This window comes from Streptomyces sp. NPDC079167 (genome assembly GCF_040686735.1).
Lineage (GTDB): Bacteria > Actinomycetota > Actinomycetes > Streptomycetales > Streptomycetaceae > Streptomyces.
Genome location: NZ_JBFBLO010000008.1, coordinates 246,087 through 268,542, shown reverse-complemented (window position 1 = coordinate 268,542; position 22,456 = coordinate 246,087). Strand labels below are relative to the sequence as shown.

22 protein-coding genes and 2 pseudogenes are annotated in these 22,456 nt (G+C 70.9%); 15 read left to right on the top strand and 9 right to left on the bottom strand.

Annotated features, from left to right (window positions below; all coding sequences use genetic code 11):
* The first annotated feature begins 1 nt into the window (after position 1).
* The 4 genes from AB0P41_RS19245 to AB0P41_RS19230 are packed head-to-tail and all read left to right on the top strand — an operon-like array spanning position 2 to position 4,172.
* A complete protein-coding gene (locus tag AB0P41_RS19245; RefSeq protein ID WP_356711964.1) occupies positions 2-1,315 on the top strand; it encodes an extracellular solute-binding protein in 1,314 nt (437 codons plus the stop codon).
* Positions 1,312-2,238 (top strand): sugar ABC transporter permease, encoded by a 927-nt coding sequence (locus tag AB0P41_RS19240; protein ID WP_365933069.1) that lies wholly within the window; start codon positions 1,312-1,314, stop codon positions 2,236-2,238. The genes AB0P41_RS19245 and AB0P41_RS19240 overlap by 4 nt, the downstream gene beginning before the upstream one ends.
* A complete protein-coding gene (locus tag AB0P41_RS19235; RefSeq protein WP_356711968.1) occupies positions 2,235-3,095 on the top strand; it encodes a carbohydrate ABC transporter permease in 861 nt (286 codons plus the stop codon). The genes AB0P41_RS19240 and AB0P41_RS19235 overlap by 4 nt, the downstream gene beginning before the upstream one ends.
* Positions 3,096-3,137: 42 nt before the next feature.
* Positions 3,138-4,172, top strand: coding sequence for a LacI family DNA-binding transcriptional regulator (locus tag AB0P41_RS19230; protein ID WP_356711970.1), 1,035 nt, complete (start codon positions 3,138-3,140; stop codon positions 4,170-4,172).
* Between the two features lie 90 nt (positions 4,173-4,262).
* Here AB0P41_RS19230 and AB0P41_RS19225 read toward each other — a convergent pair.
* Together AB0P41_RS19225 and AB0P41_RS19220 are read right to left on the bottom strand one after the other, a co-directional pair.
* Positions 4,263-4,619: pseudogene (locus tag AB0P41_RS19225) on the bottom strand (GNAT family N-acetyltransferase); the annotation flags it as partial.
* 129 nt (positions 4,620-4,748) lie between these two features.
* Positions 4,749-5,819 carry an alkene reductase gene (locus AB0P41_RS19220; protein WP_365933066.1) on the bottom strand — a complete coding sequence of 357 codons (1,071 nt, stop codon included), beginning with the start codon at positions 5,817-5,819 and terminating at the stop codon, positions 4,749-4,751.
* A gap of 147 nt (positions 5,820-5,966) precedes the next feature.
* Here AB0P41_RS19220 and AB0P41_RS19215 point away from each other — a divergent pair, with 147 nt between their 5' ends.
* A complete protein-coding gene (locus AB0P41_RS19215; RefSeq protein WP_365933065.1) occupies positions 5,967-6,470 on the top strand; it encodes a MarR family winged helix-turn-helix transcriptional regulator in 504 nt (167 codons plus the stop codon).
* A gap of 1 nt (position 6,471) precedes the next feature.
* On the opposite strand, the gene AB0P41_RS19210 is transcribed toward AB0P41_RS19215, so the two are convergent.
* The 3 genes from AB0P41_RS19210 to AB0P41_RS19200 form a co-directional block, all read right to left on the bottom strand.
* Entirely contained in the window at positions 6,472-7,533 is a 1,062-nt protein-coding gene (locus AB0P41_RS19210) for an aminotransferase class V-fold PLP-dependent enzyme (protein WP_365933064.1), read from the bottom strand.
* Between the two features lie 70 nt (positions 7,534-7,603).
* A complete protein-coding gene (locus AB0P41_RS19205; protein WP_365933063.1) occupies positions 7,604-8,341 on the bottom strand; it encodes a DsbA family oxidoreductase in 738 nt (245 codons plus the stop codon).
* A 57-nt stretch (positions 8,342-8,398) separates the two neighbouring features.
* A complete protein-coding gene (locus AB0P41_RS19200) occupies positions 8,399-9,037 on the bottom strand; it encodes a TetR/AcrR family transcriptional regulator (RefSeq protein ID WP_356711980.1) in 639 nt (212 codons plus the stop codon).
* 171 nt (positions 9,038-9,208) lie between these two features.
* On the opposite strand from AB0P41_RS19200, the gene AB0P41_RS19195 reads away from it, so the two are divergent.
* The 4 genes from AB0P41_RS19195 to AB0P41_RS19180 all read left to right on the top strand — a co-directional run bounded on the left by AB0P41_RS19195 (position 9,209) and on the right by AB0P41_RS19180 (position 11,691).
* Complete coding sequence (locus AB0P41_RS19195) at positions 9,209-10,357, top strand: NAD(P)/FAD-dependent oxidoreductase (protein WP_365933061.1); 1,149 nt, start codon at positions 9,209-9,211, stop codon at positions 10,355-10,357.
* A gap of 136 nt (positions 10,358-10,493) precedes the next feature.
* Positions 10,494-10,658, top strand: coding sequence for a hypothetical protein (locus AB0P41_RS19190; RefSeq protein ID WP_365933059.1), 165 nt, complete (start codon positions 10,494-10,496; stop codon positions 10,656-10,658).
* A gap of 45 nt (positions 10,659-10,703) precedes the next feature.
* Positions 10,704-11,198 carry a DUF664 domain-containing protein gene (locus AB0P41_RS19185; protein ID WP_356711988.1) on the top strand — a complete coding sequence of 165 codons (495 nt, stop codon included), beginning with the start codon at positions 10,704-10,706 and terminating at the stop codon, positions 11,196-11,198.
* Positions 11,199-11,217: 19 nt separating this feature from the next.
* Positions 11,218-11,691, top strand: a complete 474-nt coding sequence (locus AB0P41_RS19180; RefSeq protein WP_365933057.1) for an NUDIX hydrolase — start codon at positions 11,218-11,220, stop codon at positions 11,689-11,691.
* Between the two features lie 90 nt (positions 11,692-11,781).
* On the opposite strand, the gene AB0P41_RS19175 is transcribed toward AB0P41_RS19180, so the two are convergent.
* From AB0P41_RS19175 to AB0P41_RS19160, 4 genes and pseudogenes are all read right to left on the bottom strand, one after another.
* Positions 11,782-12,723: a DUF1963 domain-containing protein gene (locus AB0P41_RS19175; protein WP_365933056.1), complete on the bottom strand. Its 942-nt coding sequence runs from the start codon at positions 12,721-12,723 to the stop codon at positions 11,782-11,784.
* A 70-nt stretch (positions 12,724-12,793) separates the two neighbouring features.
* Positions 12,794-12,937 (bottom strand): annotated as a pseudogene (locus AB0P41_RS19170) (hypothetical protein); the annotation flags it as partial.
* A 167-nt stretch (positions 12,938-13,104) separates the two neighbouring features.
* The gene (locus tag AB0P41_RS19165; RefSeq protein WP_365933054.1) at positions 13,105-13,719 is read right to left on the bottom strand and encodes a DUF1349 domain-containing protein; all 615 of its coding nucleotides are present in this window, start codon (positions 13,717-13,719) and stop codon (positions 13,105-13,107) included.
* Positions 13,716-15,236, bottom strand: coding sequence for an aldehyde dehydrogenase (NADP(+)) (locus AB0P41_RS19160; protein ID WP_356711996.1), 1,521 nt, complete (start codon positions 15,234-15,236; stop codon positions 13,716-13,718). Before AB0P41_RS19160 ends, AB0P41_RS19165 begins: the two co-directional genes overlap by 4 nt.
* 154 nt (positions 15,237-15,390) lie before the next feature.
* Between AB0P41_RS19160 and AB0P41_RS19155 the strand changes: the two genes are divergently transcribed.
* The 6 genes from AB0P41_RS19155 to AB0P41_RS19130 all read left to right on the top strand — a co-directional run bounded on the left by AB0P41_RS19155 (position 15,391) and on the right by AB0P41_RS19130 (position 22,452).
* The gene (locus tag AB0P41_RS19155; protein WP_365933052.1) at positions 15,391-16,161 is read left to right on the top strand and encodes an IclR family transcriptional regulator; all 771 of its coding nucleotides are present in this window, start codon (positions 15,391-15,393) and stop codon (positions 16,159-16,161) included.
* A gap of 123 nt (positions 16,162-16,284) precedes the next feature.
* Positions 16,285-17,736, top strand: coding sequence for a penicillin-binding protein 2 (locus AB0P41_RS19150; RefSeq protein ID WP_365933050.1), 1,452 nt, complete (start codon positions 16,285-16,287; stop codon positions 17,734-17,736).
* 143 nt (positions 17,737-17,879) lie between these two features.
* Positions 17,880-19,895 (top strand): Ig-like domain repeat protein, encoded by a 2,016-nt coding sequence (locus AB0P41_RS19145; RefSeq protein WP_365933047.1) that lies wholly within the window; start codon positions 17,880-17,882, stop codon positions 19,893-19,895.
* A gap of 300 nt (positions 19,896-20,195) precedes the next feature.
* Positions 20,196-20,768: a SigE family RNA polymerase sigma factor gene (locus tag AB0P41_RS19140; RefSeq protein WP_356712002.1), complete on the top strand. Its 573-nt coding sequence runs from the start codon at positions 20,196-20,198 to the stop codon at positions 20,766-20,768.
* Positions 20,768-21,478 (top strand): hypothetical protein, encoded by a 711-nt coding sequence (locus tag AB0P41_RS19135; RefSeq protein WP_365933045.1) that lies wholly within the window; start codon positions 20,768-20,770, stop codon positions 21,476-21,478. Before AB0P41_RS19140 ends, AB0P41_RS19135 begins: the two co-directional genes overlap by 1 nt.
* Positions 21,479-21,603: 125 nt before the next feature.
* Positions 21,604-22,452 carry a pectate lyase gene (locus AB0P41_RS19130; protein ID WP_365933043.1) on the top strand — a complete coding sequence of 283 codons (849 nt, stop codon included), beginning with the start codon at positions 21,604-21,606 and terminating at the stop codon, positions 22,450-22,452.
* Positions 22,453-22,456 lie beyond the last annotated feature (4 nt).

The window sequence follows — 22,456 nt, the reverse complement described above, 5'->3', positions numbered from 1 at the left end:
CATGAAGTACCGCACCGTCGCGGTGTCCACAGCCGCCGCACTCGCCGCCACCGCCCTGCTCTCCGGGTGCGGCTCGGACGACGGCGGCGACGAGCCGGCCTCCTCCGGGCCCGCGTCGCTGACCTACTGGGCGTGGGCGCCCGGCATGGACAAGGTCGCGGACATCTGGAACAAGGGCCCGGGCAAGGAGGCCGGCATCACCGTCACGGTGAAGAAGCAGGCGTCCGGTGACGACCTGGTCACCAAGATCATCACGGCGGCGAAGGCCCACAAGGCCCCCGACCTGGTCCAGGCCGAGTACCAGGCACTCCCCACCCTGGTCTCCAACGATGTCCTCGCCGACATATCCGAGGAGGCGGGGGACGCGAAGAGCGAGTTCGCCGACGGGATCTGGCAGCAGACGACGCTCGGCTCGGACGCCCTGTACGCCCTGCCGCAGGACTCCGGCCCGCTGATGTTCTACTACCGCGAGGACCTCTTCGAGCAGTACGGCCTGACCGTGCCCACCACCTGGGACGAGTTCGCCGAGACCGCCCGCGCGCTGAAGAAGAAGGCGCCGGACAAGGACCTCACCACCTTCTCCTCCAACGACTCGGGCCTCTTCGCGGGCCTCGCCCAGCAGGCGGGCGCGAAGTGGTGGACCACGGGCGGCGACAAGTGGAAGGTCGCCATCGACGACCCGGCCACGCGGAAGGTCGCCGACTTCTGGGGCGGCCTCGTCGAGGAGGGGGCCATCGACAACCAGCCGATGTACACCCCGGCCTGGAACAAGGCGCTCAACACCGGAAAGCAGGTCGCCTGGGTCAGCGCCGTCTGGGCGCCGGGCACCCTGACCACGGCGGCGCCCGAGACCAAGGGCAAGTGGGCGATGGCCCCGCTCCCCCAGTGGAAGGCGGGCGAGAACGTCACCGGCAGCTGGGGCGGTTCCTCCACGGCGGTCACCAACGACTCGAAGGACAAGAAGGCCGCCGCCGCCTTCGCGAAGTGGCTGAACACCGATCCCACGGCCCTCGCCGCACTGGTGAAGGAGGGCGGCATCTACCCCGCCGCTACGGCCGCCCAGACCGGCGGCGCGCTCGCGAAGGCGCCGGACTACTTCTCGAACCAGCCCGACTTCTACACCGAGGCCGCCACGATCGCCCAGGGCACCGCACCGGCCGCCTGGGGCCCGAACGTCAACGTCGCGTACAGCGCCTTCAAGGACAACTTCGCCGCCGCGGCCAAGAACAAGTCGGACTTCGGCGCCGCGCTGTCCGCCATGCAGGACGCCACCGTCACGGACCTGAAGAAGCAGGGCTTCGGAGTCTCGGAGTGACGCGTACACCCCGCGGGAAGGCGTACGGGGTCAAGAGCGCCCCGTACGCCTTCCTGGTCCCCGCCACCGTCCTGTTCCTGCTCTTCTTCGCCCTGCCCATCGGCTACGCCGTGTACCTCAGCTTCCGCCGGACCGAGGTGAAGGGGCTCGGTCTCGGCAAGGGCGCCCGCGACGAGATCTGGGCCGGGCTCTCCAACTACACCGACGCCCTCTCCGACTCGGAGCTGCTGCACGGAGCGCTGCGCATCCTCGGCTACGGCGCGATCGTCGTCCCGGTGATGCTCGGTCTCGCCCTGCTCTTCGCCCTGCTGCTGGACACCGACGGGCTCCGGCTGCGCGGCTTCACCAGGCTGGCGATCTTCCTGCCGTACGCGATCCCCGGGGTCATCGCCGCGCTGATGTGGGGCTTCCTCTATCTGCCCGACGTCAGCCCCTTCCTGTACGTGCTCGACGCGGTGGGGCTGCCGCAGCCCGATCTGCTGGACGGCGGGCCGCTGTACCTCTCGCTGGCCAACATCGCGGTGTGGGGTGGCACCGGCTTCAACATGATCGTGATCTACACCTCGCTGCGGGCGATTCCCGCCGAGATCTTCGAGGCCGCGCGGCTCGACGGCTGCTCGCAGCTCCAGATCGCGCTGCGGATCAAGATCCCGATGGTGGCGCCGTCCCTGATCCTGACCTTCTTCTTCTCGATCATCGCGACGCTCCAGGTATTCAGCGAGCCCACCACCCTGAAGCCGCTCACCAACTCGCTGTCCACCACCTGGAGTCCGCTGATGAAGGTCTACCAGGACGCCTTCGTCAACAACGACATCCACGCGGCGGCGGCCCAGGCGGTCATCATCGCCCTCGCCACCCTCGCCCTGTCCTTCGGCTTCCTCAGGGCGGCCAACTCCCGTACGAAGCAGGGAGACTCCCGATGAGCACCCCGTCCCTCGCCGCGCCCGGCCGCCGGCGTCTCCCCCTGGTCCCCACGGCCGCGCTGCTCCTCGGCGCCGTCTACTGCCTGCTGCCCGTCCTCTGGGTGCTGGTCGCCTCGACGAAGTCCGGCAGCGAGCTGTTCTCCACCTTCACCTTCCTGCCCGGCTCCGGGTTCACCGACAACGTCGCCGACCTCACGGAGTACCGCGACGGGGTCTACTGGAAGTGGATGGCCAACTCGGCCTTCTACGCCGGGGTGGGCGCCCTGCTGTCCACGGCGGTGTCCGCGGTCTCGGGGTACGCGCTGGCGGTGTACCGCTTCCGCGGCAAGGAGACGGTCTTCAACATCCTGCTCGCCGGGGTGCTGATGCCCCCGGTGATCCTGGCCGTGCCGCAGTACCTGCTGCTGGCCGAAGCCGACATGACCGACTCCTACCTCTCGGTCCTGCTGCCGCTGATCCTCTCCCCGTACGGGGTCTACCTCGCCCGCATCTACGCGGCGGCCGCCGTGCCGGCCGATGTGATCGAGGCGGGACGCATGGACGGCGGCGGCGAGTGGCGGATCTTCCGGACCATCGCGCTGCCGATGATGCTGCCGGGGCTGGTGACGGTGTTCCTGTTCCAGTTCGTGGCGGTCTGGAACAACTTCCTGCTGCCCTACATCATGCTCGGCGACGACGAGAAGTTCCCCGTGACCCTGGGGCTCTACACGCTGCTCCAGCAGGGCGCCAACACCCCGGCGCTCTACACGCTGGTCATCACGGGCGCTCTGCTGGCGATCATCCCGCTGGTCGCCCTGTTCCTGGTGATCCAGCGGTTCTGGAGCCTGGACCTGCTCTCCGGCGCCGTAAAGTCCTGACTGCTCCTCAACAGGGCGACCTTTGATGAAAGATCATGCAACATGAGCCGCACAGAACAGAACGGCGCGGGACGCCGCAGGCCGCCGACGATCCACGACGTCGCCCGGGAGGCCGGGGTCTCCCGGGGCACGGTCTCGCGGGTGCTCAACGGCGGTCACAACGTCAGCCCGGCCGCGCTCGACGCGGTTCAGTCCGCCATCCGGCGGACCGGCTACACCGTGAACCGGCATGCCCGGTCCCTGATCACCGGGCGCTCCGACTCGGTGGCGTTCCTGCTGACCGAGCCCCAGGAGCGCTTCTTCGAGGACCCGAACTTCAACGTGCTGCTGCGCGGCTGCACCACCGCGCTCGCCGCCCACGACATCCCGCTGCTCCTGATGATCGCGGGCACGGAGGCGGAGCGGCGCCGCAACATGCGCTACATCGCGGGGCACGTGGACGGGGTGCTGCTGGTCTCCAGCCACTCGGGGGACCCGGTCGCCGCGCAGCTGCACGAGGCCGGGGTGCCACTGGTGGCCTGCGGGAAGCCGCTCGGGCAGGGGTCGCGGGTCAGCTATGTGGCCGCCGACGACCGGCACGGCGCCCGGGACATGGTGCGCTTCCTGTACGGGTCGGGGCGCCGCCGGATCGCCACGGTCACCGGCCCCCTGGACACCCCGGGCGGGGTGGACCGGCTGGCGGGTTACCGGGAGACGCTCACGGAGTGCGGGCTGCCGGTCGACGAGGCCCTGATCGTGCCGGGCGACTACAGCCGGGCGGGCGGTGAGGCGGCGGCCGCGCTGCTGCTGGAGCGGGCGCCCGACGTGGACGCGGTGTTCGTCGCTTCGGACCTGATGGCGCAGGGGGTGCTGACCACGCTGGAGCGGGCCGGCCGGCGTGTGCCGCAGGACATCGCGGTCGGCGGGTTCGACGACTCACCCGCGGCGCTCGCGGCGCGCCCGGAACTCACGACGGTACGTCAGCCGTGGGACCGGATCAGCGCCGAGATGGTGCGGGTGCTGCTGGCACAGATCGGCGGGGAGGACCCCGCCGCGGTCATCCTCCCCACCGAACTGGTGCGCCGGGACTCGGCGTAGGGCCGGGCGGCGGCGCGGGGCCGGGGCCTGAGGGTCTCCCGTCGCCGGACACCTACCCGTCCCAGCCGGCACGCACCGGTCTCAGCCGGCCCGCAGAAGGCCGACCTTGGCCCGCCGGGTCTCCTCCACGGCATGGGCCGGCAGAGCCACGGCATGGGCCGGCAGAGCCGCCCCGACGCCCGGCCCGGCGTGCCGGCGGTCGGAGACGAGCAGGCGCACATACCGCTCCGGTTCACCGGCCGCCGCGATCGGCATCCGCGGGCTGGGACCGGAGTCGAGCACCAGCGCCCCGGCGGGCACACCGTCCAGCTCCGCGACGTACGGAGAGTTCACGGTGGTGTACCGCTCGATCCGGGCCGGACCGCCGGACGTCTGCGAGTACGGAACCGTGCCCCGCTGTTCGGTGCTGCCGCGGGCGTTCATCCAGGCCACCGCGGAGTCGAGCATGTCCAGGATCGCCGGTGCGTCGGCCGGGCTTCCCGGCCTGATCCGTATGCCGTGCTTCGTGTCGTCGCTCACGGCGGGACTCTGCCACGGAGGCCCGCACGGCTTCGGGCCTCCGCCTCGGGGGTCCGGTCAGACGGCGTCCAGCGCCGGGTAGTCGGTGTAACCCTTCGCGTCGCCGCCGAAGAAGGTCTTCGGGTCCGGAGTGTTGAAGGGACCGCCGGCCTTCAGGCGGGCCGGCAGGTCCGGGTTGGCGAGGAACAGGGCGCCGTAGGAGATGATGTCGGCGATTCCGTCGTCGATGACCGTGTGGTGTCCGGGGCCCGTCGGCCCTTCGGAGAAGACGTTGAGGACGAGAGCCCCCGTGAACTGCTTGCGCAGCGCGAGCGTCAGCTCACGGCCGTCCGCCTGCTCCAGCACGTGCAGGTACGCCAGTCCGAGCGGCTCCAGCTCCGCGACGAGCGCCCTGTAGACGGCGTCCGGCTCGGGCTCCTCGATGCCGTTGTAGGGGTTTCCGGGCGAGATGCGGATCGCGGTCCGCTCGGCGCCGATCTCGGCGACGACCGCCTTGACCACTTCGACGGCGAAGCGGATACGGGCGGTGTCGGAGCCGCCCCACTCGTCGGTGCGCAGGTTGGTGTTGGGCGCCAGGAACTGCTGGATCAGGTATCCGTTGGCTCCGTGCAGCTCGACGCCGTCGAAGCCGGCCTCCACCGCGTTACGGGAGGCCGTGACGAAGTCGCCGATGGTCGCGCGGATCTCCGCGTCGGTGAGCTCGTGCGGCTCGACGAAGTCCTTCGGGCCCGCCTGGGTGTAGACCTGGCCGGGGGCGGCGACCGGGGAGGGTGCCACGGGGATCAGTCCGTCCGGCAGCAGGACGGGGTGGCCGATCCGGCCCGCGTGCATGATCTGGGCGAAGATCCGCCCACCCGCCGCGTGGACGGAGTCGGTGACCTTGCGCCAGGAGGCGACCTGTTCGGCGCTGTGCAGGCCGGGGGTGGAGGGGTACCCCTGGCCCACCACGGAGGGCTGGACGCCCTCGGTGATGATCAGCCCGGCCGAGGCGCGCTGGGTGTAGTACTCGACGGTGAGGTCGGTGGCGGTGCCTCCCTCCCCGGCCCGGCTGCGGGTCATGGGGGCGAGGGCGATGCGGTTGGACAGCTGGGTGCCGGAGAGGTCGACGGGGTCGAAAACGGTGGTCACGGAAGCCTCCGAGGTATTTACATGGTCGGCCAAGTAAGTGGGTGCCAGGTCACTGTAACCCATTAATTGGCCGACCAAGGTAAAGTTCATGAGGACGTCATGAACCCCGGCACCGACCGGGCCGCGACACCGCCCCGAGGAGCCCCGATGAAGGATGACAGCACCGCCCCCGCCGATGAGGCCTGCGTCGGCGCGCTGCCGAGCGCGGCCCTCGGCGGCCCGGTCAGCCATGCCGTGTCCCGGGTCGCCCGGCTGCACAGGATCACGGCCGGCCGCATGCTCAAGGGGCTCGGGCTCTACCCGGGCCAGGAGTTCCTGATGATGCACCTGTGGGACACAGGGGCGGTCCGCCAGGCCGAGCTGATCAAGGCCGTGGACCTCGACCCGTCCACCGTCACCAAGATGCTCCAGCGCCTCGAACAGGCCGGGCACGTACGCCGCCGCCCCGATCCGGACGACCGGCGGGCCGTCCTGGTCGAGGCGACCGGGGAGAGCTGCGCCCTGCACGACGAGGTGCGCAGCGCCTGGTCGGGCCTGGAGGAGCACACCCTCGCGGGGCTGGACCCGGCCGACCGGGCGGAGCTGACCCGGCTGCTCGCCAAGGTGGAGAAGAACCTCTGCCAGGAGGCCGGGGAGTACCCCGCGCAGTAGCTCAGCCGGACAGGACGTCCAGGGCGTGGTCGACGTCGGCCTCGGTGTTGTAGAGGTGGAACGCGGCCCGCAGATTTCCCGCCCGGGCCGAGACCATCACCCCCGCCGCTGCAAGGTCGGGCTCACGGGCGCCCAGGCCGGGCACGGCGACGATGGCCGAGGTGCCGGGCACCGCCTCGTGGCCGATCGACGCCAGCCCCTCCCGGAAGCGGGCGGCGAGCCCGGTGGCGTGCGCGTACACGGAGTCCACCCCCACCTCGGCCAGCAGGTCCAGCGACCGCTCGGCCCCGTGGTAGGCGAGGAACGCGACCGGTTCGTCGAAGCGCCGGGCGTCGGCGGCGAGCTTCTCGACCGGCCCGTAGGTGCTGTTCCAGCGGTCCTCGGCCGCGACCCAGCCCGCGTAGAGGGCAGGCAGGGTCGGCTGCGCCTCCTCCGTCACGGTGAGGAACGACGTGCCCCGGGGACCCATCAGGAACTTGTACCCGCCGGTGACCGTGTAGTCGTACGCTCCGGCGTCCAGCGGCAGCCAGCCGGCCGACTGACTGGCGTCGAGCATCGTGCGGGCGCCGTGCGCGGCGGCGGCCGCACGGACGGCGTCCAGGTCGGCGACCCGGCCGTCGGAGGACTGGACCGCCGAGAAGGCGACGATCGCGGTCCCCGGCCGCACCGCGTCGGCCAGTTCGATCAGCGGGACGTAACGCATCTTCAGGTCACCGCGCACGGCGAAGGGGCTGACGACGGAGCTGAACTCCCCCGTCGGAGCGAGGACTTCGGCCCCTGCCGGGAGTGAGGCCGCGACGAGCCCCACATGCGTGGCGACGGAGCCGCCGACGGCCACCCGCGCGGGCGCGACACCCGCGATCCGGGCGAACCCGGCGCGGGTGGCGTCCACGGATTCGAAGCTGCCCACCCCGCCACGGACGCCTACGGCGCTGTCCGATGCGAGCGCCTTGACGGCCTCGACGGCGCGACGGGGCAGGAGCCCGCAGCTGGAGGTGTTGAGATAGGTGGTCTCTGATGCGAATTCGGTGGCTCTGGCCCGGTCGATCGCAGAAGTCTCCATGCGGGACAGCCTGACGGCCGCTCAACCCCACGTCAATCACGCGAGTTCGAGCGGCACGCCAAAGAGATCCTTATACGCGCTGGTCGGACGGGCTGCCCTCGGGCACTTCGCAGGACCCGTCCGCGTCGCAGGCGGCGGCGTCCCCGCCCACCTGGGTGAGGCCGGGGGCCTGATGGTCCTTCCACGCCTGCTCCAGCGCCTGCACGAAGACCTCGGCCGGCTGGCCGCCGGAGATGCCGTAGCGGCGGTCGAAGACGAAGAACGGCACGGCGTCGGCTCCGAGTTCGGCCGCCTCCCGCTCGTCGGCGCGTACGTCGTCGGCGTACGCCTCGGGGTCGGCCAGCACCCTGCGCGCCTCGTCGGCGTCGAGCCCCGCCTCGGCGGCCAGGTCGGCGAGCACCGCGTCGTCGAAGACGGAGCGGTCCTCGGCGAAGTTCGCCCGGTAGACGAGGGTCAGCAGCTCGTCCTGGCGCCCGCGGGCCTTGGCGAGGTGGAGCAGCCGGTGGATGTCGAAGGTGTTGCCGTGGTCACGCCCCTCGGTGCGGTAGCCCAGCCCCTCGGCCTGCGCGTTCGCCGCGACGTTGCCCTCCATGGCCCGGGCTTCCTCGGGGCTGCGCCCGTACTTCTGGGCCAGCATGTCGATCACCAGCTCGGTGTCGCCCTTGGCCCGTCCCGGGTCGAGCTCGAAGGAGCGGTGGACCACCTCGATCTCGTCACGGTGATCGAACCCGGCCAGCCCCTTCTCGAAGCGCGCCTTTCCGACGTAGCACCACGGGCAGGCGATGTCGCTCCATATCTCGACGCGCATGACTCTTCCGCTCTCCAGTTCTGCTGTACCGGTGCGGAGGGGGCCTCCGCCGCCGGTTCAACGTGTCGGCCGGGCGGCTGATTCCCCGCGCACCTGACCTTCGGACACCTTCCCGTCGACCTGCGCCTGCCAGCCGTAGGTCAGCAGGTCGAAAACCGTCTCCACAGTCGCGCGCGGATCGTCCCGGCCCTTGGACAAGGTCGGGACCTCCAGGACGAACCGCGCGAGGGCCGCGCAGGCGAGATCATCCGACTCCCGTCCCAGTTCCTCCGCGATCACGGCACCGAGGGTGTCCGCGTGCCGCATCCACATGCGCTCCGCGTACTCACGGAGGGCCGGCGTGCCGTCCACCAGCGCGGTGAACCGCTCCAGCCGCGGGTCCGACGCGAGCGAGACCCAGGATTCCAGCGCGTGCGCGCGGAGCGCCTCGACGACACCTTGCCCCGCGGGCCGCTCACGGACGGCGGCGGCCAGCTTGGCGTCGACGCCCTCCTCCCGGTCGAAGACCAGTGCTTCCTTGCTCGGGTAGTGCGCGAACAACGTCGTCGTCGACACGTCGGCCCTTTCGGCGACGTCACGGACGCTCACCCGCTCGAAGCCGTGCTCCAGGAAGAGCTCGAGGGCGGCGTCGGCGATGGCCTGTCTCGTCGCGGCCTTCTTACGCTCGCGACGGCCAGGGGTCGGGGAGTGGGACATGGCAGCATCCTACCCCATCACTGAACCAATGCAGAAACCGTACTGGTTGCACTTATTGACTCGCTTCTGCTTTGCTGAGTCAGCAGGGGCTGCCGACCCGCCGGGTCGCGGCACCGGTCGTCGCCGTGCCACGCGCCACCGGATGCCCCACCGAACGAAGGAACCCACCCCATGAACTCTCCGACGCCCGCGAACGCCCGGATCAGCATCATCGGCGCAGGCCCGGGAGGCCTCACCTGCGCACGGATTCTCCAGCGGCAGGGCATCGCCGTGACGGTGTACGACCGCGATCCGGACGCGGACTCCCGCGACCAGGGCGGCTCGCTCGACCTCCACGAGGAGGACGGCCAGCTCGCACTCCGGGAGGCGGGCCTGCTGGAGCATTTCTTCGCACTCGCCAGGTTCGAGGGGCAGGAGGCGTACGACATGGACCTGACGGGACGCGTCCTCGCGCACCATCTGCCGGGCGAGGGCGAAACGGCCGCCCCCGAGATCGACCGCGGACAGCTCCGCGCTCTCCTCCTGCGCTCGCTCACCGCGGGGACGGTCAGGTGGGGACGCACTCTCGAGTCGGTGAGCGGACCGGCCGACGGGCCTCGCACGCTGACGTTCACCGACGGAACCACTGCCGAGACGGATCTCGTGATCGGCGCGGACGGCGCCTTCTCCCGTGTCCGCGCTGCGGTGTCACCCGCGACCCCGCACTACACCGGGGTCAGCTTCCTCGAGGCCTGGTTTGACGACATGGAGAACGCACACCCCGAGCTCTCCGCACTGGTCGGGCAGGGCAGCGCCCACGCCGCCGACGGCGAGCAGGGCTTCTTCGCGCAGCGCAACAGCGGCGGCCACATGCGCGTCTACATCATGCAGCGCGTGCCCCTGGACTGGATCGCGGCGGCCGGGCTTCACTCCGAGGACACGGAAGGCATCCGCGCACACCTGCTCAACACGTATGCGGCCTGGTCGCCGGAGCTGCTCCGCCTGATCACCGACAACGACGGCCCCTACGTCGATCGTCCGATCTTCGCCCTTCCTGTGCCGCACACATGGGAGTACTCGCCGAGCGTGGCACTCCTGGGAGACGCCGCACACCTCATGCCGCCGCTCGGTGTCGGCGTCAACCTCGCCATGCTCGACGCCTGCGAACTGGCGCTCGCGCTCGGCCGCTCGTCGACCGTCGACGACGCCGTGCGCAACTACGAGAAGTCGATGCTCCCGCGCGCGGCCGAGAACGCCCGGATGCTCGAAGGCGCGGCCGAGCACCTTCTGTCCGTGCCCGCCCGCGACGAGGACGCGCCGGCTGATCGCACCCGGCACTGACCTCACACCCGGCGGCCGGGCCGGTGCCGCGGGGCACCGAACGGGCCGCCGGCCGGCGGCGGACCCTCAGACCTTCTCCACAGTGTTCCTGGCCGCCGGAATGTCCAGCAGGGCCATTGCCCAGATGGTCCCCTGCATGACCGAGCCCACTTCGGACAGGGCACGGACAGCCTTGACCGCGATGAATCAGGAACGGACGCGCCTTTCCTCCACGATCGACAGCTTGACCGCCGCCAGAGAGGCCCTCGATCAACTGATCGACGTGAACCGGGACTTCCTGGCAGCCGGAGCGGACACGTGAGCAAGTAGGACATTTTCCGTCCTGTTCTCTTCCTGGGCTCCCCGCATGACTCCAGAGACCGAAGGCATCCTGCAGGCGCTCCGTGAAGCGCGCCGGCTCCTCCTCATCACCGTGCGGGACGCCACGGACACACAGCTCACCGAGCGCTCCACGGTGAGCGAGCTGACGCTCGGCGGCATCCTCAACCACCTCACGCGGGGCGAGAGGGTCTGGACGCACATCCTCACCGACGCCACCGGCCGGACTCCGGACGGCATGTGGGACATGAGCCAGTACCAGGCACCGGAGGGCGCCACCCTCACCGGCCTGCGCGCCGCCTACGAGGAGGCCGCCCGCGCAACCGACGAGGCCGCCGCGAAGGCGGACCCGGACGCGGAGGTCCCCCTGCCGGAGACCCCCTGGGAGCCCGGGACCGTCCACCACTGGCCGGTACGCAGGATCCTGCTGCACCTCCTCCAGGAGACGGCCCAGCACACCGGGCACGCGGACATCGTCCGCGAGGCGATCGACGGCGCGAACAGCACGGCGGGGCGGGGCTGAGGCCCCGTAGCCTGCGGGGATGGACCTGCGACTGGCCGCGTACGCCGTGTGCATCGAGAACGGGCGGGTGCTGCTCGCCCGTCATGTCCCACCGGAGGGCGAGCCCAACTGGACCCTTCCGGGCGGCAGGGTCGAGCACGCGGAGGACCCGTTCGACGCGGTGGTCCGGGAGGTCGCCGAGGAGACCGGTCTGGAGGCAGTGGTCGAGCGTCTGCTGGGCGTGGACTCACGGGTGGTCCCGGCGGGCGAACGCCGACTGCCCGGCCGGCCCGAGCTCCAGAACGTGGGGATCTTCTACCGGGTCCGCATCACCGGCGGCCGGCTCCGTCCCGAGCCGAACGGCGAGACCGCCGAGTCGGTCTGGACTCCGCTCCCCGACATCGCCGGCCTCGGCCGGTCCTCGCTGGTCGACATCGGCCTGGCCCTGGCACGGACCGTCCCGCCGACCGGCCACGTCGCTCCGGTCCCGGTCGGGGGCCTGATCCGGCACTGACGTCAATCCTCCCGGGGAGATCGCCGACAGCTTCGGCGGCAAACAGCCTTCACCGGCCCTCTCCCGGTGGCAGAGGTGCGTCGAACCTGGTCACGGGGCCTCGAAGGTGGTCACGGCCAGCGCCTTGTCCACCCGCGCGGCAGCCAGGTCGTCGTGGCGGATCGCGAAACTCGTGCAGTACTCCTCGTAGACCCGGGCTTCCCTCGCGAGCACGATCCATTCGCTCGTCAACCGGTGCTTCTCCTTCTCCAGGTGGGAATACCATTCCGCAATCGGGATGGCTGGGATCTCGCCCGCCTTCTCACGCCCAGCGAGGGACTGCTCCGCAATGCTGTGGATCACCTCGTCATCGGCATACCCGCCGATGACGACGAAGGCGTCGGACGGCCAGAGGTCGTGGGCCAGAGCCCGAAGTTCGTCCAGGTGCGGCAGGTCACGCTCCATGTACCGGGCCAACTCCTGCTGAAAGGGCGACATGTCCTCCCAGTCAAGATCCTCCCAGAACTCGTGCCAGTCCTCGTCGCCCTCCTGAAGCCAGAGGGGCAGTTCGGCTCTGAGTCCTGCGCTGACATCGAGCTGTTCGCGGGCGCACTGGGAGCTGGGGGCTTCGACGGCCTCGGTTTTGGTGCCGTCCGGTACGTACACGACTCGCGCGTACCTCCCGGAAGTGTCCTCGAGGTCCATCTCCTGGTGCACGAAGAAGAGCAGCGTCCCGTCCGCCGGCAGGTCGAAGCCGTCGACTCCCGGCAGCGCCCCGCAATCGACGGAAAGGAGCAACGGCAGCGGAACGTCCCCGGTGGACGGCCACTTCATGCCCACCGGCAGCTGGGCCGGCCCACCGAACCGCCCGACCGGAGAAGCACCGCCCACGGACAGTCCGATCGTCAGACGAAGGTGCCGGCCGAATCTGCTGATCTCGTCGTCCGGGACGCCCAACTCGAGCGCTGCCCGGCGAAACTCTCCCTGATGGTCCATGCCCGAGAAGATAAGCCCCTTCCAACGTGACTGTGTCATCGAGGTGTTGGCGGACACGGCGGGCGCCGGCCGGGAGCAGCAGCCGGAAGGTGCGCCCCTCGCCGGGGCGGGTGTCGAGTTCCAGGCGGCCTCCGTGGGCCTCGGCGATCGTCGAGACGACGGCGAGGCCGAGGCCGGTTCCGCTGTCGCGGGGGCGCCGGAGGGCAGGGCGGATGGCCCCCGTACGGCCGGCCGGCGCCTCCCGTACGGGGGCCGGTGTGCGCGCTGCCATCGCGTACGTGGAGCAGGGTGCGCGGCGGAGTGTGGGTGCAGGCGTTGTTCAGGAAGGCTGGAGAGCACCTGGGCGAGCTGGTGGGGGTTGGCAGCGCCCGGCCCTCCAGCCCGGAGGGCCCGGAATCCTTTCGGATCCGGGCCCTCTGCGGGTGTACGTGTGCGGGGTCAGCTGCCGTCGCGCAGATCTCCGAGGCCGACGGGCCGGAAGACGATCCGGTCGAACGTCACCGTGCAGCCGTCGCCGGTGGGTGACTGGGCGAGGAAGCCGATCCGGGCGGCGGCCCGCTCCTCCTCCGTGCCGAGGGTGAACAGCCGGACGAAGGTCCAGCGTTCACCGTCCGCCGAGGCGTGGAAGGCGAAGGCGTCGCCGATGCGGCTGAGGCGCAGCCAGGAGCTGTCCCCCTCCACGACCGCGGAGTTCACGTCGTCGGAGTGGCCTCGGGTGACCACGGTGCAGATCGTCGGGCGCTCCGGGGAGAGCTCCAGACACAGCTTGGCCCACTCCCGCTCCCCGACGTGGAGGTAGAGCACCCCCGCGTCGAAGGCGGCGGCGAAGCCGACGCTCACCCGGGCGATCAGCTGGAAGTCGCCCTCCGGCGCCGGGCCCAGCAGGCGCGGCGCATCGGATGCGGGCTCCAGGGAGTCGCCGCCGGGCGGGACGAAACGGTCCTGCTCGGCCCCGGCCGTACCGGTCAGCACGCCGTCCTCGTACGCCCATCCGCCCTCGGGCCCGAAGGGCTCCAGGGCGAAGGGCAGCTCCGGGAGCTGTACGGCCGTCATGCGCGGCGCCCGTCGACCCGGCGCGGCAGGTTCTGCGGGTTGTCCTCGCGGAGCTCCGGCGGCAGGAGCGCCTCGGGCGTGGACTGGTAGCTGACCGGGCGCAGCCAGCGCTCGATCGCGGTGGCGCCGACCGAGGTGGAGGTGGAGGTGGTGGCCGGGTAGGGGCCGCCGTGGTGCTGTGCGGGGGCGACGGCGACACCGGTCGGCCAGCCGTTGACCAGGACACGTCCGGCCACCGGGGTGAGCTCGGCCAGCAGTCCGGCGGCGCTGCCGTCGGCCTCCTCCGTGGCGATCTGGAGGGTGGCGGTGAGGTTGCCGGGGAGGCGCGACAGCACGGCGGTGATCTCGTCCGCGGAGTCGTAGCGCGCCACGACGGTGACCGGACCGAAGCACTCCTCCAGGAGCGCGTCGTGCGGCCCCTCCTGGGCGAGCCGTCGTGCCGGCACGGTGAAGAAGCCGGCGGAGACCGTGTGCTCGCCGCCCGCGCCCGGAGTGACCGGGGCGTCCACGTCCTGGAGCGCGGCCCGCTCGGCCACTCCCTGGACGAAGGCGTCGCGCATCCGGTGGTCGAGCATGACCCCGGCGCCCGTACCGCTCACCGTCTCGGTCAGCGACTTCAGCAGCTGGTCGCCCGCCTCCCCGGACGGAGCGAACACGAAGCCGGGCTTGGTGCAGAACTGTCCGGCGCCCATGGTCATCGAGCCGCCGAGGCCGGCACCGATCTGCTCACCGCGCTCGGCGGCGGCCGCCTCGGTGACGACGACGGGGTTGAGCGAACCGAGCTCACCGTGGAAGGGGATCGGGGTGGGGCGGGAGGCCGCCGCGTCGAACAGGGCGCGGCCGCCGCGGATCGAGCCGGTGAACCCGGCGGCGGAGACGAGCGGGTGCTTCACCAGCTCGACACCCGCCTCGAAGCCGTGGACCACGGTCAGTACGTCCTCGGGCAGACCGTGCTGCGCCGCTGCCCTGCGCAGGAGCGAGGCGCAGATCTCCGAGGTGGCGGGGTGGTCGGGGTGCGCCTTGACGACGACCGGGCAGCCCGCGGCGAGCGCGCTCGCGGTGTCGCCGCCGGGGACGGAGAAGGCGAGCGGGAAGTTGCTGGCCGCGTACACGGCGACGACGCCGAGCGGGATCTTGTAGCGGCGCAGATCCGGCCACGGCGGGGTGCGGCTGCCGTCCTCGTGGTCGATGTGGATGTCGAGGTACGCGCCCTCGTCGACGACCTCGGCGAAGGCCCGCAGCTGGGCCGCCGTGCGGGCCAGCTCGCCGGTCAGCCGGGCGGGGCCGAGCGCGGTCTCCGCGTCGGCGGCCTCGATGACGTGGTCCTTGGCCTCGGCGAGGAGGTCGGCCGCGGTGCGGAGGAACGCGGCGCGCACGGTGCGGTCGGCCAGCGCCCCGCGAACGGCGTGCGCCGCCCGGACCGCACGGTCGACCTCCTCCGCTGTAGCCTCCACCGCAACCTGCTCACGCGGGTTCCCCGTTCGGGGGTCGACGCTCCAGACTGGTGCTGCTGCCACCGTGATTCCTTCCGTTCCACTGCCACACAGGAGAGGTTGTTCGGTATTCTGAACAGCGTTCCTGAACGTGAATACACAGGAACTCTATTTCCGGGCGTTCCGTGTTGGCAAGAAGTCGCAGGGTCGTACAAGAAGGCTGGAAGGGACATAAGGCATGTCGGTTGGCGAGTCCGGTGGGGCACAGGTCAAGTCCGCTGTACGGACGGTGGAACTCCTCGAATACTTCGCGGGGCGCCCCGGCATGCACTCGCTGGCCGCGGTGCAGGAAGCGGTCGGCTACCCCAAGTCCAGCCTCTACATGCTGCTGCGGACCCTGGTGGAGCTCGGCTGGGTGGAGACCGACGCCACGGGCACGCGGTACGGGATCGGCGTGCGCGCCCTGCTCGTCGGCACCTCGTACATCGACGGAGACGAGGCCGTCGCGGCCGCCCGGCCCACGCTGGACCGGCTCTCCGACGACACCACGGAGACCATCCACCTGGCCCGGCTGGACGGGACGAACGTCGTCTACCTCGCCACCCGGCAGTCCCAGCACTACCTCCGGCCCTTCACCCGCGTCGGCCGCCGGCTGCCCGCGCACTCCACCTCGCTGGGCAAGGCGCTGCTGGCGACCCACAGCGACGAGCAGGTCCGCAAGATGCTGCCCGAGACCCTGCCGGCCCTGACGGAACACACCCTCACCGACCGCGAGAAGCTGATCGAGGAGCTGCACCTCATCCGCGAGCAGGGTTACGCGGTGGACCGCGAGGAGAACACCCTGGGGCTGCGCTGCTTCGGCGTCGCGATCCCGTACCGCACTCCGGCGCGCGACGCCATCAGTTGCTCGGTGCCGGTCGCCCGGCTCACTCCGGCGCACGAGCAGATGGTCAAGGACGCCCTGTTCGACGCCCGCGACCGGCTCACCCTCGCGACCCGCAGGCTCTGAGCGCCTGCGCGCCCGGCGCGGTGCGTCCGGAGCGCCGTGCCCGCCCGCGCCGCGTCTGAGAAACCGGTGAGAAGGAACACGGACGGGAACGCCCCCGGTGTCCCCGTTCGTCCCTCCAGCGGGATGAACAAGACGATCAGGCGCGCTTCGGTCTTCTGTCTGCTCATGGTCCTCGCCCTGCTGGTGCGGGCGACCTGGGTGCAGGCGTACGAGGCACGGGCGCTCGCAGACGACGAACACAACCGGCGGAACACGATCGCGCAGTACGCGCAGCCGCTCGGTGACATCATCGTGGCCGGATCCCCGGTCACCGGTTCGAAGGAGACCGAGGGCGACGACCTCCGCTACAAACGCACCTACACCCAGGGCGAGCTGTACGCGGCGGTCACCGGCTACAGCTCGCAGGCCTACGGAGCCACGCAGCTGGAGGGCATCTACAGCGACGTCCTCGACGGCACGGACGACCGGCTGAAGAACCCCACCGATCTGCTCACCGGTGAGCAGACCTCCCCGGGCGATGTGCTGACGACCATCGATCCGGCGGTGCAGAAGGCGGCCTTCGAGGCGCTCGGCGACGACCAGGGCGCGGCAGTGGCGATGGACCCGGAGACCGGGCGGATCCTGGGGATGGTCTCCTCCCCGTCGTACGATCCCTCCGACATCAGCGGGACGAATGACGGGGACGCCTGGCAGAAGCTGCTCGACGACAAGACCAAACCCCTGGTCAACCGGGCGCTGCGGCAGCCGCTGCCACCCGGTTCGACCTTCAAGCTGGTGGTGGCATCGGCGGCGCTGGAGAACGGCCTGTACGGCTCGGTCGACGAGCCCACCGACAGCCCCGACCCGTACACCCTGCCGAACACGAGCACGGTCCTGTCCAACGAGAACCCCTCGGCCCCCTGCGAGAACGCCACCCTGCGCACCGCCCTCCAGTACTCCTGCAACAACGTCTTCGCGAAGGTCGCGGCCGATCTCGGCCAGGACAAGCTGAAGGCGATGGCGGACACCTTCGGATTCGACACCGAGAAGCTGGACGTGCCGGTGCGGGCGTCGCCGAGCGTGTACCCGACCGGGATGGACAAGGCGCAGACCGCGCTGACCGGCATCGGCCAGTTCGAGGTGACCGCGACGCCGATGCAGATGGCCATGGTCTCGGCCGCCCTCTCCAACGGCGGCGAGCTGGCCTCGCCGCACATGGTCGCGAAGGTGACCGACGCCGACGGCTCCACGCTCCAGCAGTATCCGGACGGCGAGACCGAGCGGGTCGTGAAGGAGTCGACGGCCGAGCAGCTGCGCAGTGCGATGGTCACCGTCGTGGAGAAGGGGACCGGCAGCAACGCGCAGATCGACGGCGCCGAGGTGGGCGGCAAGACGGGAACCGCGCAGAACGGCGTGGACAACAGCAACACCCCGTACGCCTGGTTCACGTCGTACGCGAAGGACGAGTCGACCGGCGAGCAGGTCGCGGTCGCGGTGCTCGTCGAGGACTCCGGGGCGGCGCGTTCGGAGGTCAGCGGCAACGGCCTGGCGGCGCCGATCGCGCAGAAGATGATGGAGGCCGCCCTGAAGAGGTGATGCGTACCGCCGCCGCCTACGTGAAGAAGTGATGTGTACCGCCCCCGATGCCCTGACCGGCTGATCACCTGTCACAGGCGTCGCATACGCTGCGACCCAACGGGGGCGTTCACACAGTTTCTTCACCCTGGGGGGTACGGATCATGGTGCGAAGACAGAAGCACAGACGCACGGTCACCACCGCGACGGCGCTCGCGGTCCTTTTCAGCTCGGCGGCGCTGAGCGTCACGGCGGCCGGTCCGGCCGCAGCGGCCGACACCTCGAAGGTCCTCTCCCTGAAATCCACGGGAGACGTCCTGGTGGACGGCGTCCACCAGCGGGTCTACATCTCGGATCCGAAGGCCGGCAGGATCGTCGTCACCGACTACGCGGCAACGGTCGTCGCCACGCTCACCGGCCTGTCCGGTGTGAACGGCCTGGAACTCTCGGCCGACTCGGGCCTGGTGTACGCGGCCGTCACCGGCGGCAGCCGGATCGTCGCGGTCGACACGCAGACGTACGCGCAGAGCGCGAGTTACGCACTCGGCGGCCTCGACGGGGTCAGCACGCTCGCCCAGGCCGGCGGCAGGCTGTGGTTCGGGTACAAGGAGGAGCACACCGGCGCCATCGGCTCGCTCGACCTGTCGGGCCCCGAACCCGTCGTCCAGCTCTCCCAGCAGAGCTCCGACACCTACAGCGGCAGCATCGCCCCGGAGTTCGGCTCCGACCCGGCCGCCCCCGGTGTGCTGGCCGTCGGCGCGCTGGAGAGCAACGTCGTCAGCGTCTACGACGTGACGGACTCCGGGCTGACGCTGCGCGTCAGCGAGTCGGTGGCGGGGAACCTCCAGGAACTGGACATCACCCCGGACGGCAAGGAAGTCATCACCGCGAGCGGCGCGCCGTACGTGCACCCGGCGTTCTCCACCGCCGACCTGTCGCCGGTCGTGACCTACCAGTCGTCCGACTACCCCAACGCCGTGGACGTCGCCCCGGGCGGCGAGGTCGCGGGCGGTACCTTCTCCTGGTACGGGCCGGACGTCCACATCTTCTCGCACGGCAACCCGAAGACGGTCCGGACCTTCGAGTTCCCCAACACGGGCAACTCCTCCGGCGGGGACACCCTCGCGTCGGGCGCCCTGGCCTGGGCGCCGGACGGCAGCCGGATCTTCGCGGTGTCGGTGAACAGCCAGGGAGTGTTCTCCCTGCGCGTCCTGGGCGACCCCGCGAAGTCGCTCCCGGCGATCACGGTGAGCGCGCCTTCCAGCGCGGCGCGCGCCAAGGCCCTGACGGTCACCGGCCGGATCACCGCGAGCGTGGCGGTGCCCGCCGGGACCCGTCTGACGGTGACGCGCACCGACCTCGAGTCCCCCAAGGGCAAGGCGCTGCCCGCCGTCGTCACCAAGGCGGGCGGCACGTTCTCCTTCTCCGACACCCCGCCGGCCGGCGGAAAGGTGACGTACAAGGTCTCCTACGCGGGCGACGCCACGCACACGTCGGCGAGCGGATCCGACACCGTCGCGGTGTCACGGAGCGCGGTCACCCTCAGCCTGAACAACAACAAGAAGGTCTTCCCCTACGGGAAGCCGGTCGCCTTCACGGCCTCACTCGGCAAGACGTACAAGAACCGCACGGTGAAGATCTACGCTGACCGGGCCGGGGACGGCAAGGGCAAGTACCTGATCAAGTCGGGCACGGTGAACAGCAAGGGCAAGCTCTCCGGCAACCTGAACATGTTCCGGGACTCCTCCGTCTACGCCGTGTACGACGGCGACGCACGGACCGCGGCGAAGACCGTGACCGTGTGGGCGGGAGGCAAGGCCAAGGTGGGCACGTCCATCTCCCGGCACTACAAGACCGGGAAGATCGGCTCGACGACGTACTCCTACGTCCACAAGACGTCGCAGCCGTACTTCAACACCACGATGAACCCCTACCCGGGCCGCAAGCAGCGCCTGGACATCCAGGTGTACTACCAGGGCTCCTGGCGCAGCGGCGGCTCCGAGTACTTCAAGCTGAGCTCGTCCGGCAAGTCGGTCGTCAACCTCGGGAAGCCGGGGGCCGGTTCCGTCGGCTACAAGTTCCGGTTCCGGTCGGCGTACGTCAGGGGCGCCGACTACTCCGGCGACGGCGTGAACTCGACGGTCTACGGCTCGTGGAAGTACATGTACGTCACCAAGTGACGGAGCGTCCCGCACGACAGCGTCGGCCTTCGAGCGCCCCGACCGGGTCCCGGAGGCCGGCGCGCACGGGCGTTGATACACGGGCCGGAGGCCGGCGGAGAAGAAGTGGACCAGGGGCTTCAAGTTTTCGCCGTGTTACGCCTTACTGGGAGGCGCACGCGTCGAAGCGCTTCCGGGTGCGCACCGATACCCTCTCCCCCCGGGCACGGGGCGGGGAGCGGGAACGGGGCGGGGAACGGAACTGGGAACGTACACAGTCCGCCCGGACGCGCAGGGATCCAGGGCCGAGGAGAGGTACCCGTGGGCACAGTCGTGGATGATGCCGCTGCCGCTGAGTTCCATGCGTTCTTCGAGGCGCACTACGCCGAACTCGCCCGGCTCGCCCATCTGCTGACGGGTGAGGCGGACGCGGCGGACGACGTGGCCGCCGACGCGCTGATGGCGCTCTGGCACCGCTGGGACCGGGTCAGAGCCGCCGACCACCCGGTTGCGTACGCGAGGGGGGTCGTCGCCAACCTGGCCCGCTCACGCATCCGCAGCGCGGTGCGTGAGCGCCGGAGGATCGCCCTGTTCTGGGCGCCCCGCGGGGCCGGGGACGGCTGCGCGGCGGACGGCCCCGACGTGTCGGCCGTGGTGGACGTCCAAGGCGCCCTGCGCCGCCTGCCGTTCCGCAAGCGCGCGTGCGTGGTGCTGAGGCACGCCTTCGACCTGTCGGAACGCGACACCGCTCTGGTCCTCGGGGTCTCGGTGGGTACGGTGAAGAGCCAGACCTCGCGCGGTGTGGCGGAACTGCAGCGGCTGCTCGGCCCCGGGACCCCGGCGGCACAGGTACAGGTGGCGGCCGCCGGGCAGCGCACCGGAGAAGGGCAGTGATGGACGAGGACCTGCGGGAGCGGCTGCGCACCGCCGCCGCTTCGCACCGCCCCGACCGGGCACGGATGCTGGCCCGGATCGAGCGCGGCATGGCGGAGGAACCGCCGGCCCGGCGCGTGCGCGGCCCCCGTGCGCCGATGCCGTGGCTGCGGGTCGTCGGCGCGACGGCGGCGGTGTGCGGGGTGCTGACGGCCGGGGCGTTCGCGGTCACGTCGGCGGGCCGGGAGGAGCCGGCGGGCGGGCAGCGGATGGCCGCCGGGCCCGCGTCACCGACCCTCACGACGCCGTCCCCGGGCCGGGGCGGCGCCCTGCCGTCGAAGGCCGGCCCGCTGTGGTCGGACGGCTCGCTGAACCCGCACGGCAACGCCTACTGGGCGCAGAGCGAAGTGACGGTCAGGACGTCCCGGCCGCTGGCCGCGCTCACGGTCGAGCTGCGGATCGCTCTGAACGGCGGGGTGGCCACCACGGGTTCCTGGCGCTCCCTGCCGGAGCAGGACTTCACGGTGTCGGCGCGCGAGGAGGACGGCTTCCTCGTCTACCGCTGGTCCCTGAGACCGGGACGGAGCGTGCCGACCGGCACGCACACCTTCGCGGGGCAGTACAACCACGCGGAGGGCACCCGCGACGCGGGGCGGGACGACTACACGGCGCGGGCGCGTACGGCGACCGGACCGGTGGCGGTGGGCGGCGGCTTCGGCGCCACGCGCTGAGCGCCCGACGGTGTCTCCGGGCGCCGGCGGAAACAGTCGCGGAACGTGGCAACCCTTCGGTGGACGGTGGCGACTCAGAGGTGCAGGACGCTCCCCCCACCTCCTAGGAATCAGGACCAGCCGACATGAGTGAACGAGCGCACACGCACCGCCGCCGCCGCGGAAAGCGCCGTATGGCCGCGGCGCTGACCGCGGCCCTGGGTTTCACCGGTGCGGCACTGGCCACGAACATCGTGCTCCAGCCCGCCGGCGCGGCGACGGCGGACGGAACGACGGCCGCCGCGGCCGAGTGGCCCGACCCCAGCGGCAGCCAGGCCGTCCCGGAGACCATCGAGGTCTCGGGGACGTACGACGGTGACCTCAAGGAGTTCTACGGCGAGGGCGATCTGGGCGGCGACGGTCAGGAGGAGGGCCAGGACGCACTCTTCGAACTCGCCGACGGGGCGACCCTCAAGAACGTCGTCCTGGGCTCTCCTGCCGCCGACGGTGTGCACTGCTCCGGCAGTTGCACCCTGGAGAACGTCTGGTGGACGGACGTCGGCGAGGACGCCGCGAGCTTCAAGGGCAGGTCGACGGGCTCCGTGTACACGGTGAGCGGCGGCGGGGCCAAGGGCGCCGACGACAAGGTGTTCCAGTTCAACGGCGCGGGAAAGCTGACCGTCTCGGGTTTCCAGGTCGAGGACTTCGGCAAGCTCGTCCGGTCCTGCGGCAACTGCTCCACCATGTACAAGCGCGACATCGTCGTGAAGGACGTCGACGTCACGGCGCCGGGCACGTCCCTGGTCGGCATCAACAGCAACTACGGGGACACCGCCACGCTGAGCTCGATCCGGATCCACGGCGACAGCGACAGGAAGATCGAGCCGTGCGTCCGCTACGAGGGCAACGACAACGGTGACGAGCCGGAGGAGGTGGGCAGCGGCCCCGACGGCGAGTACTGCCTCTACTCCGAGTCGGACATCAGCTACGACTAGTCAC

What these genes read in the sequence shown, in the direction of transcription:
- AB0P41_RS19130 (WP_365933043.1), top strand. Translation starts at nt 21,604, where the DNA reads ATGAGTGAACGAGCGCACACGCACCGCCGCCGCCGCGGAAAGCGCCGT.
- AB0P41_RS19230 (WP_356711970.1), top strand. Translation starts at nt 3,138, where the DNA reads ATGAGCCGCACAGAACAGAACGGCGCGGGACGCCGCAGGCCGCCGACG.
- AB0P41_RS19145 (WP_365933047.1), top strand. Translation starts at nt 17,880, where the DNA reads ATGGTGCGAAGACAGAAGCACAGACGCACGGTCACCACCGCGACGGCG.
- AB0P41_RS19155 (WP_365933052.1), top strand. Translation starts at nt 15,391, where the DNA reads ATGTCGGTTGGCGAGTCCGGTGGGGCACAGGTCAAGTCCGCTGTACGG.
- AB0P41_RS19210 (WP_365933064.1), bottom strand. Translation starts at nt 7,533, where the DNA reads ATGGAGACTTCTGCGATCGACCGGGCCAGAGCCACCGAATTCGCATCA.
- AB0P41_RS19150 (WP_365933050.1), top strand. Translation starts at nt 16,285, where the DNA reads ATGAACAAGACGATCAGGCGCGCTTCGGTCTTCTGTCTGCTCATGGTC.
- AB0P41_RS19195 (WP_365933061.1), top strand. Translation starts at nt 9,209, where the DNA reads ATGAACTCTCCGACGCCCGCGAACGCCCGGATCAGCATCATCGGCGCA.
- AB0P41_RS19245 (WP_356711964.1), top strand. Translation starts at nt 2, where the DNA reads ATGAAGTACCGCACCGTCGCGGTGTCCACAGCCGCCGCACTCGCCGCC.
- AB0P41_RS19135 (WP_365933045.1), top strand. Translation starts at nt 20,768, where the DNA reads ATGGACGAGGACCTGCGGGAGCGGCTGCGCACCGCCGCCGCTTCGCAC.
- AB0P41_RS19180 (WP_365933057.1), top strand. Translation starts at nt 11,218, where the DNA reads ATGGACCTGCGACTGGCCGCGTACGCCGTGTGCATCGAGAACGGGCGG.
- AB0P41_RS19165 (WP_365933054.1), bottom strand. Translation starts at nt 13,719, where the DNA reads ATGACGGCCGTACAGCTCCCGGAGCTGCCCTTCGCCCTGGAGCCCTTC.
- AB0P41_RS19235 (WP_356711968.1), top strand. Translation starts at nt 2,235, where the DNA reads ATGAGCACCCCGTCCCTCGCCGCGCCCGGCCGCCGGCGTCTCCCCCTG.
- AB0P41_RS19185 (WP_356711988.1), top strand. Translation starts at nt 10,704, where the DNA reads ATGACTCCAGAGACCGAAGGCATCCTGCAGGCGCTCCGTGAAGCGCGC.
- AB0P41_RS19200 (WP_356711980.1), bottom strand. Translation starts at nt 9,037, where the DNA reads ATGTCCCACTCCCCGACCCCTGGCCGTCGCGAGCGTAAGAAGGCCGCG.
- AB0P41_RS19205 (WP_365933063.1), bottom strand. Translation starts at nt 8,341, where the DNA reads ATGCGCGTCGAGATATGGAGCGACATCGCCTGCCCGTGGTGCTACGTC.
- AB0P41_RS19215 (WP_365933065.1), top strand. Translation starts at nt 5,967, where the DNA reads ATGAAGGATGACAGCACCGCCCCCGCCGATGAGGCCTGCGTCGGCGCG.
- AB0P41_RS19190 (WP_365933059.1), top strand. Translation starts at nt 10,494, where the DNA reads ATGACCGAGCCCACTTCGGACAGGGCACGGACAGCCTTGACCGCGATG.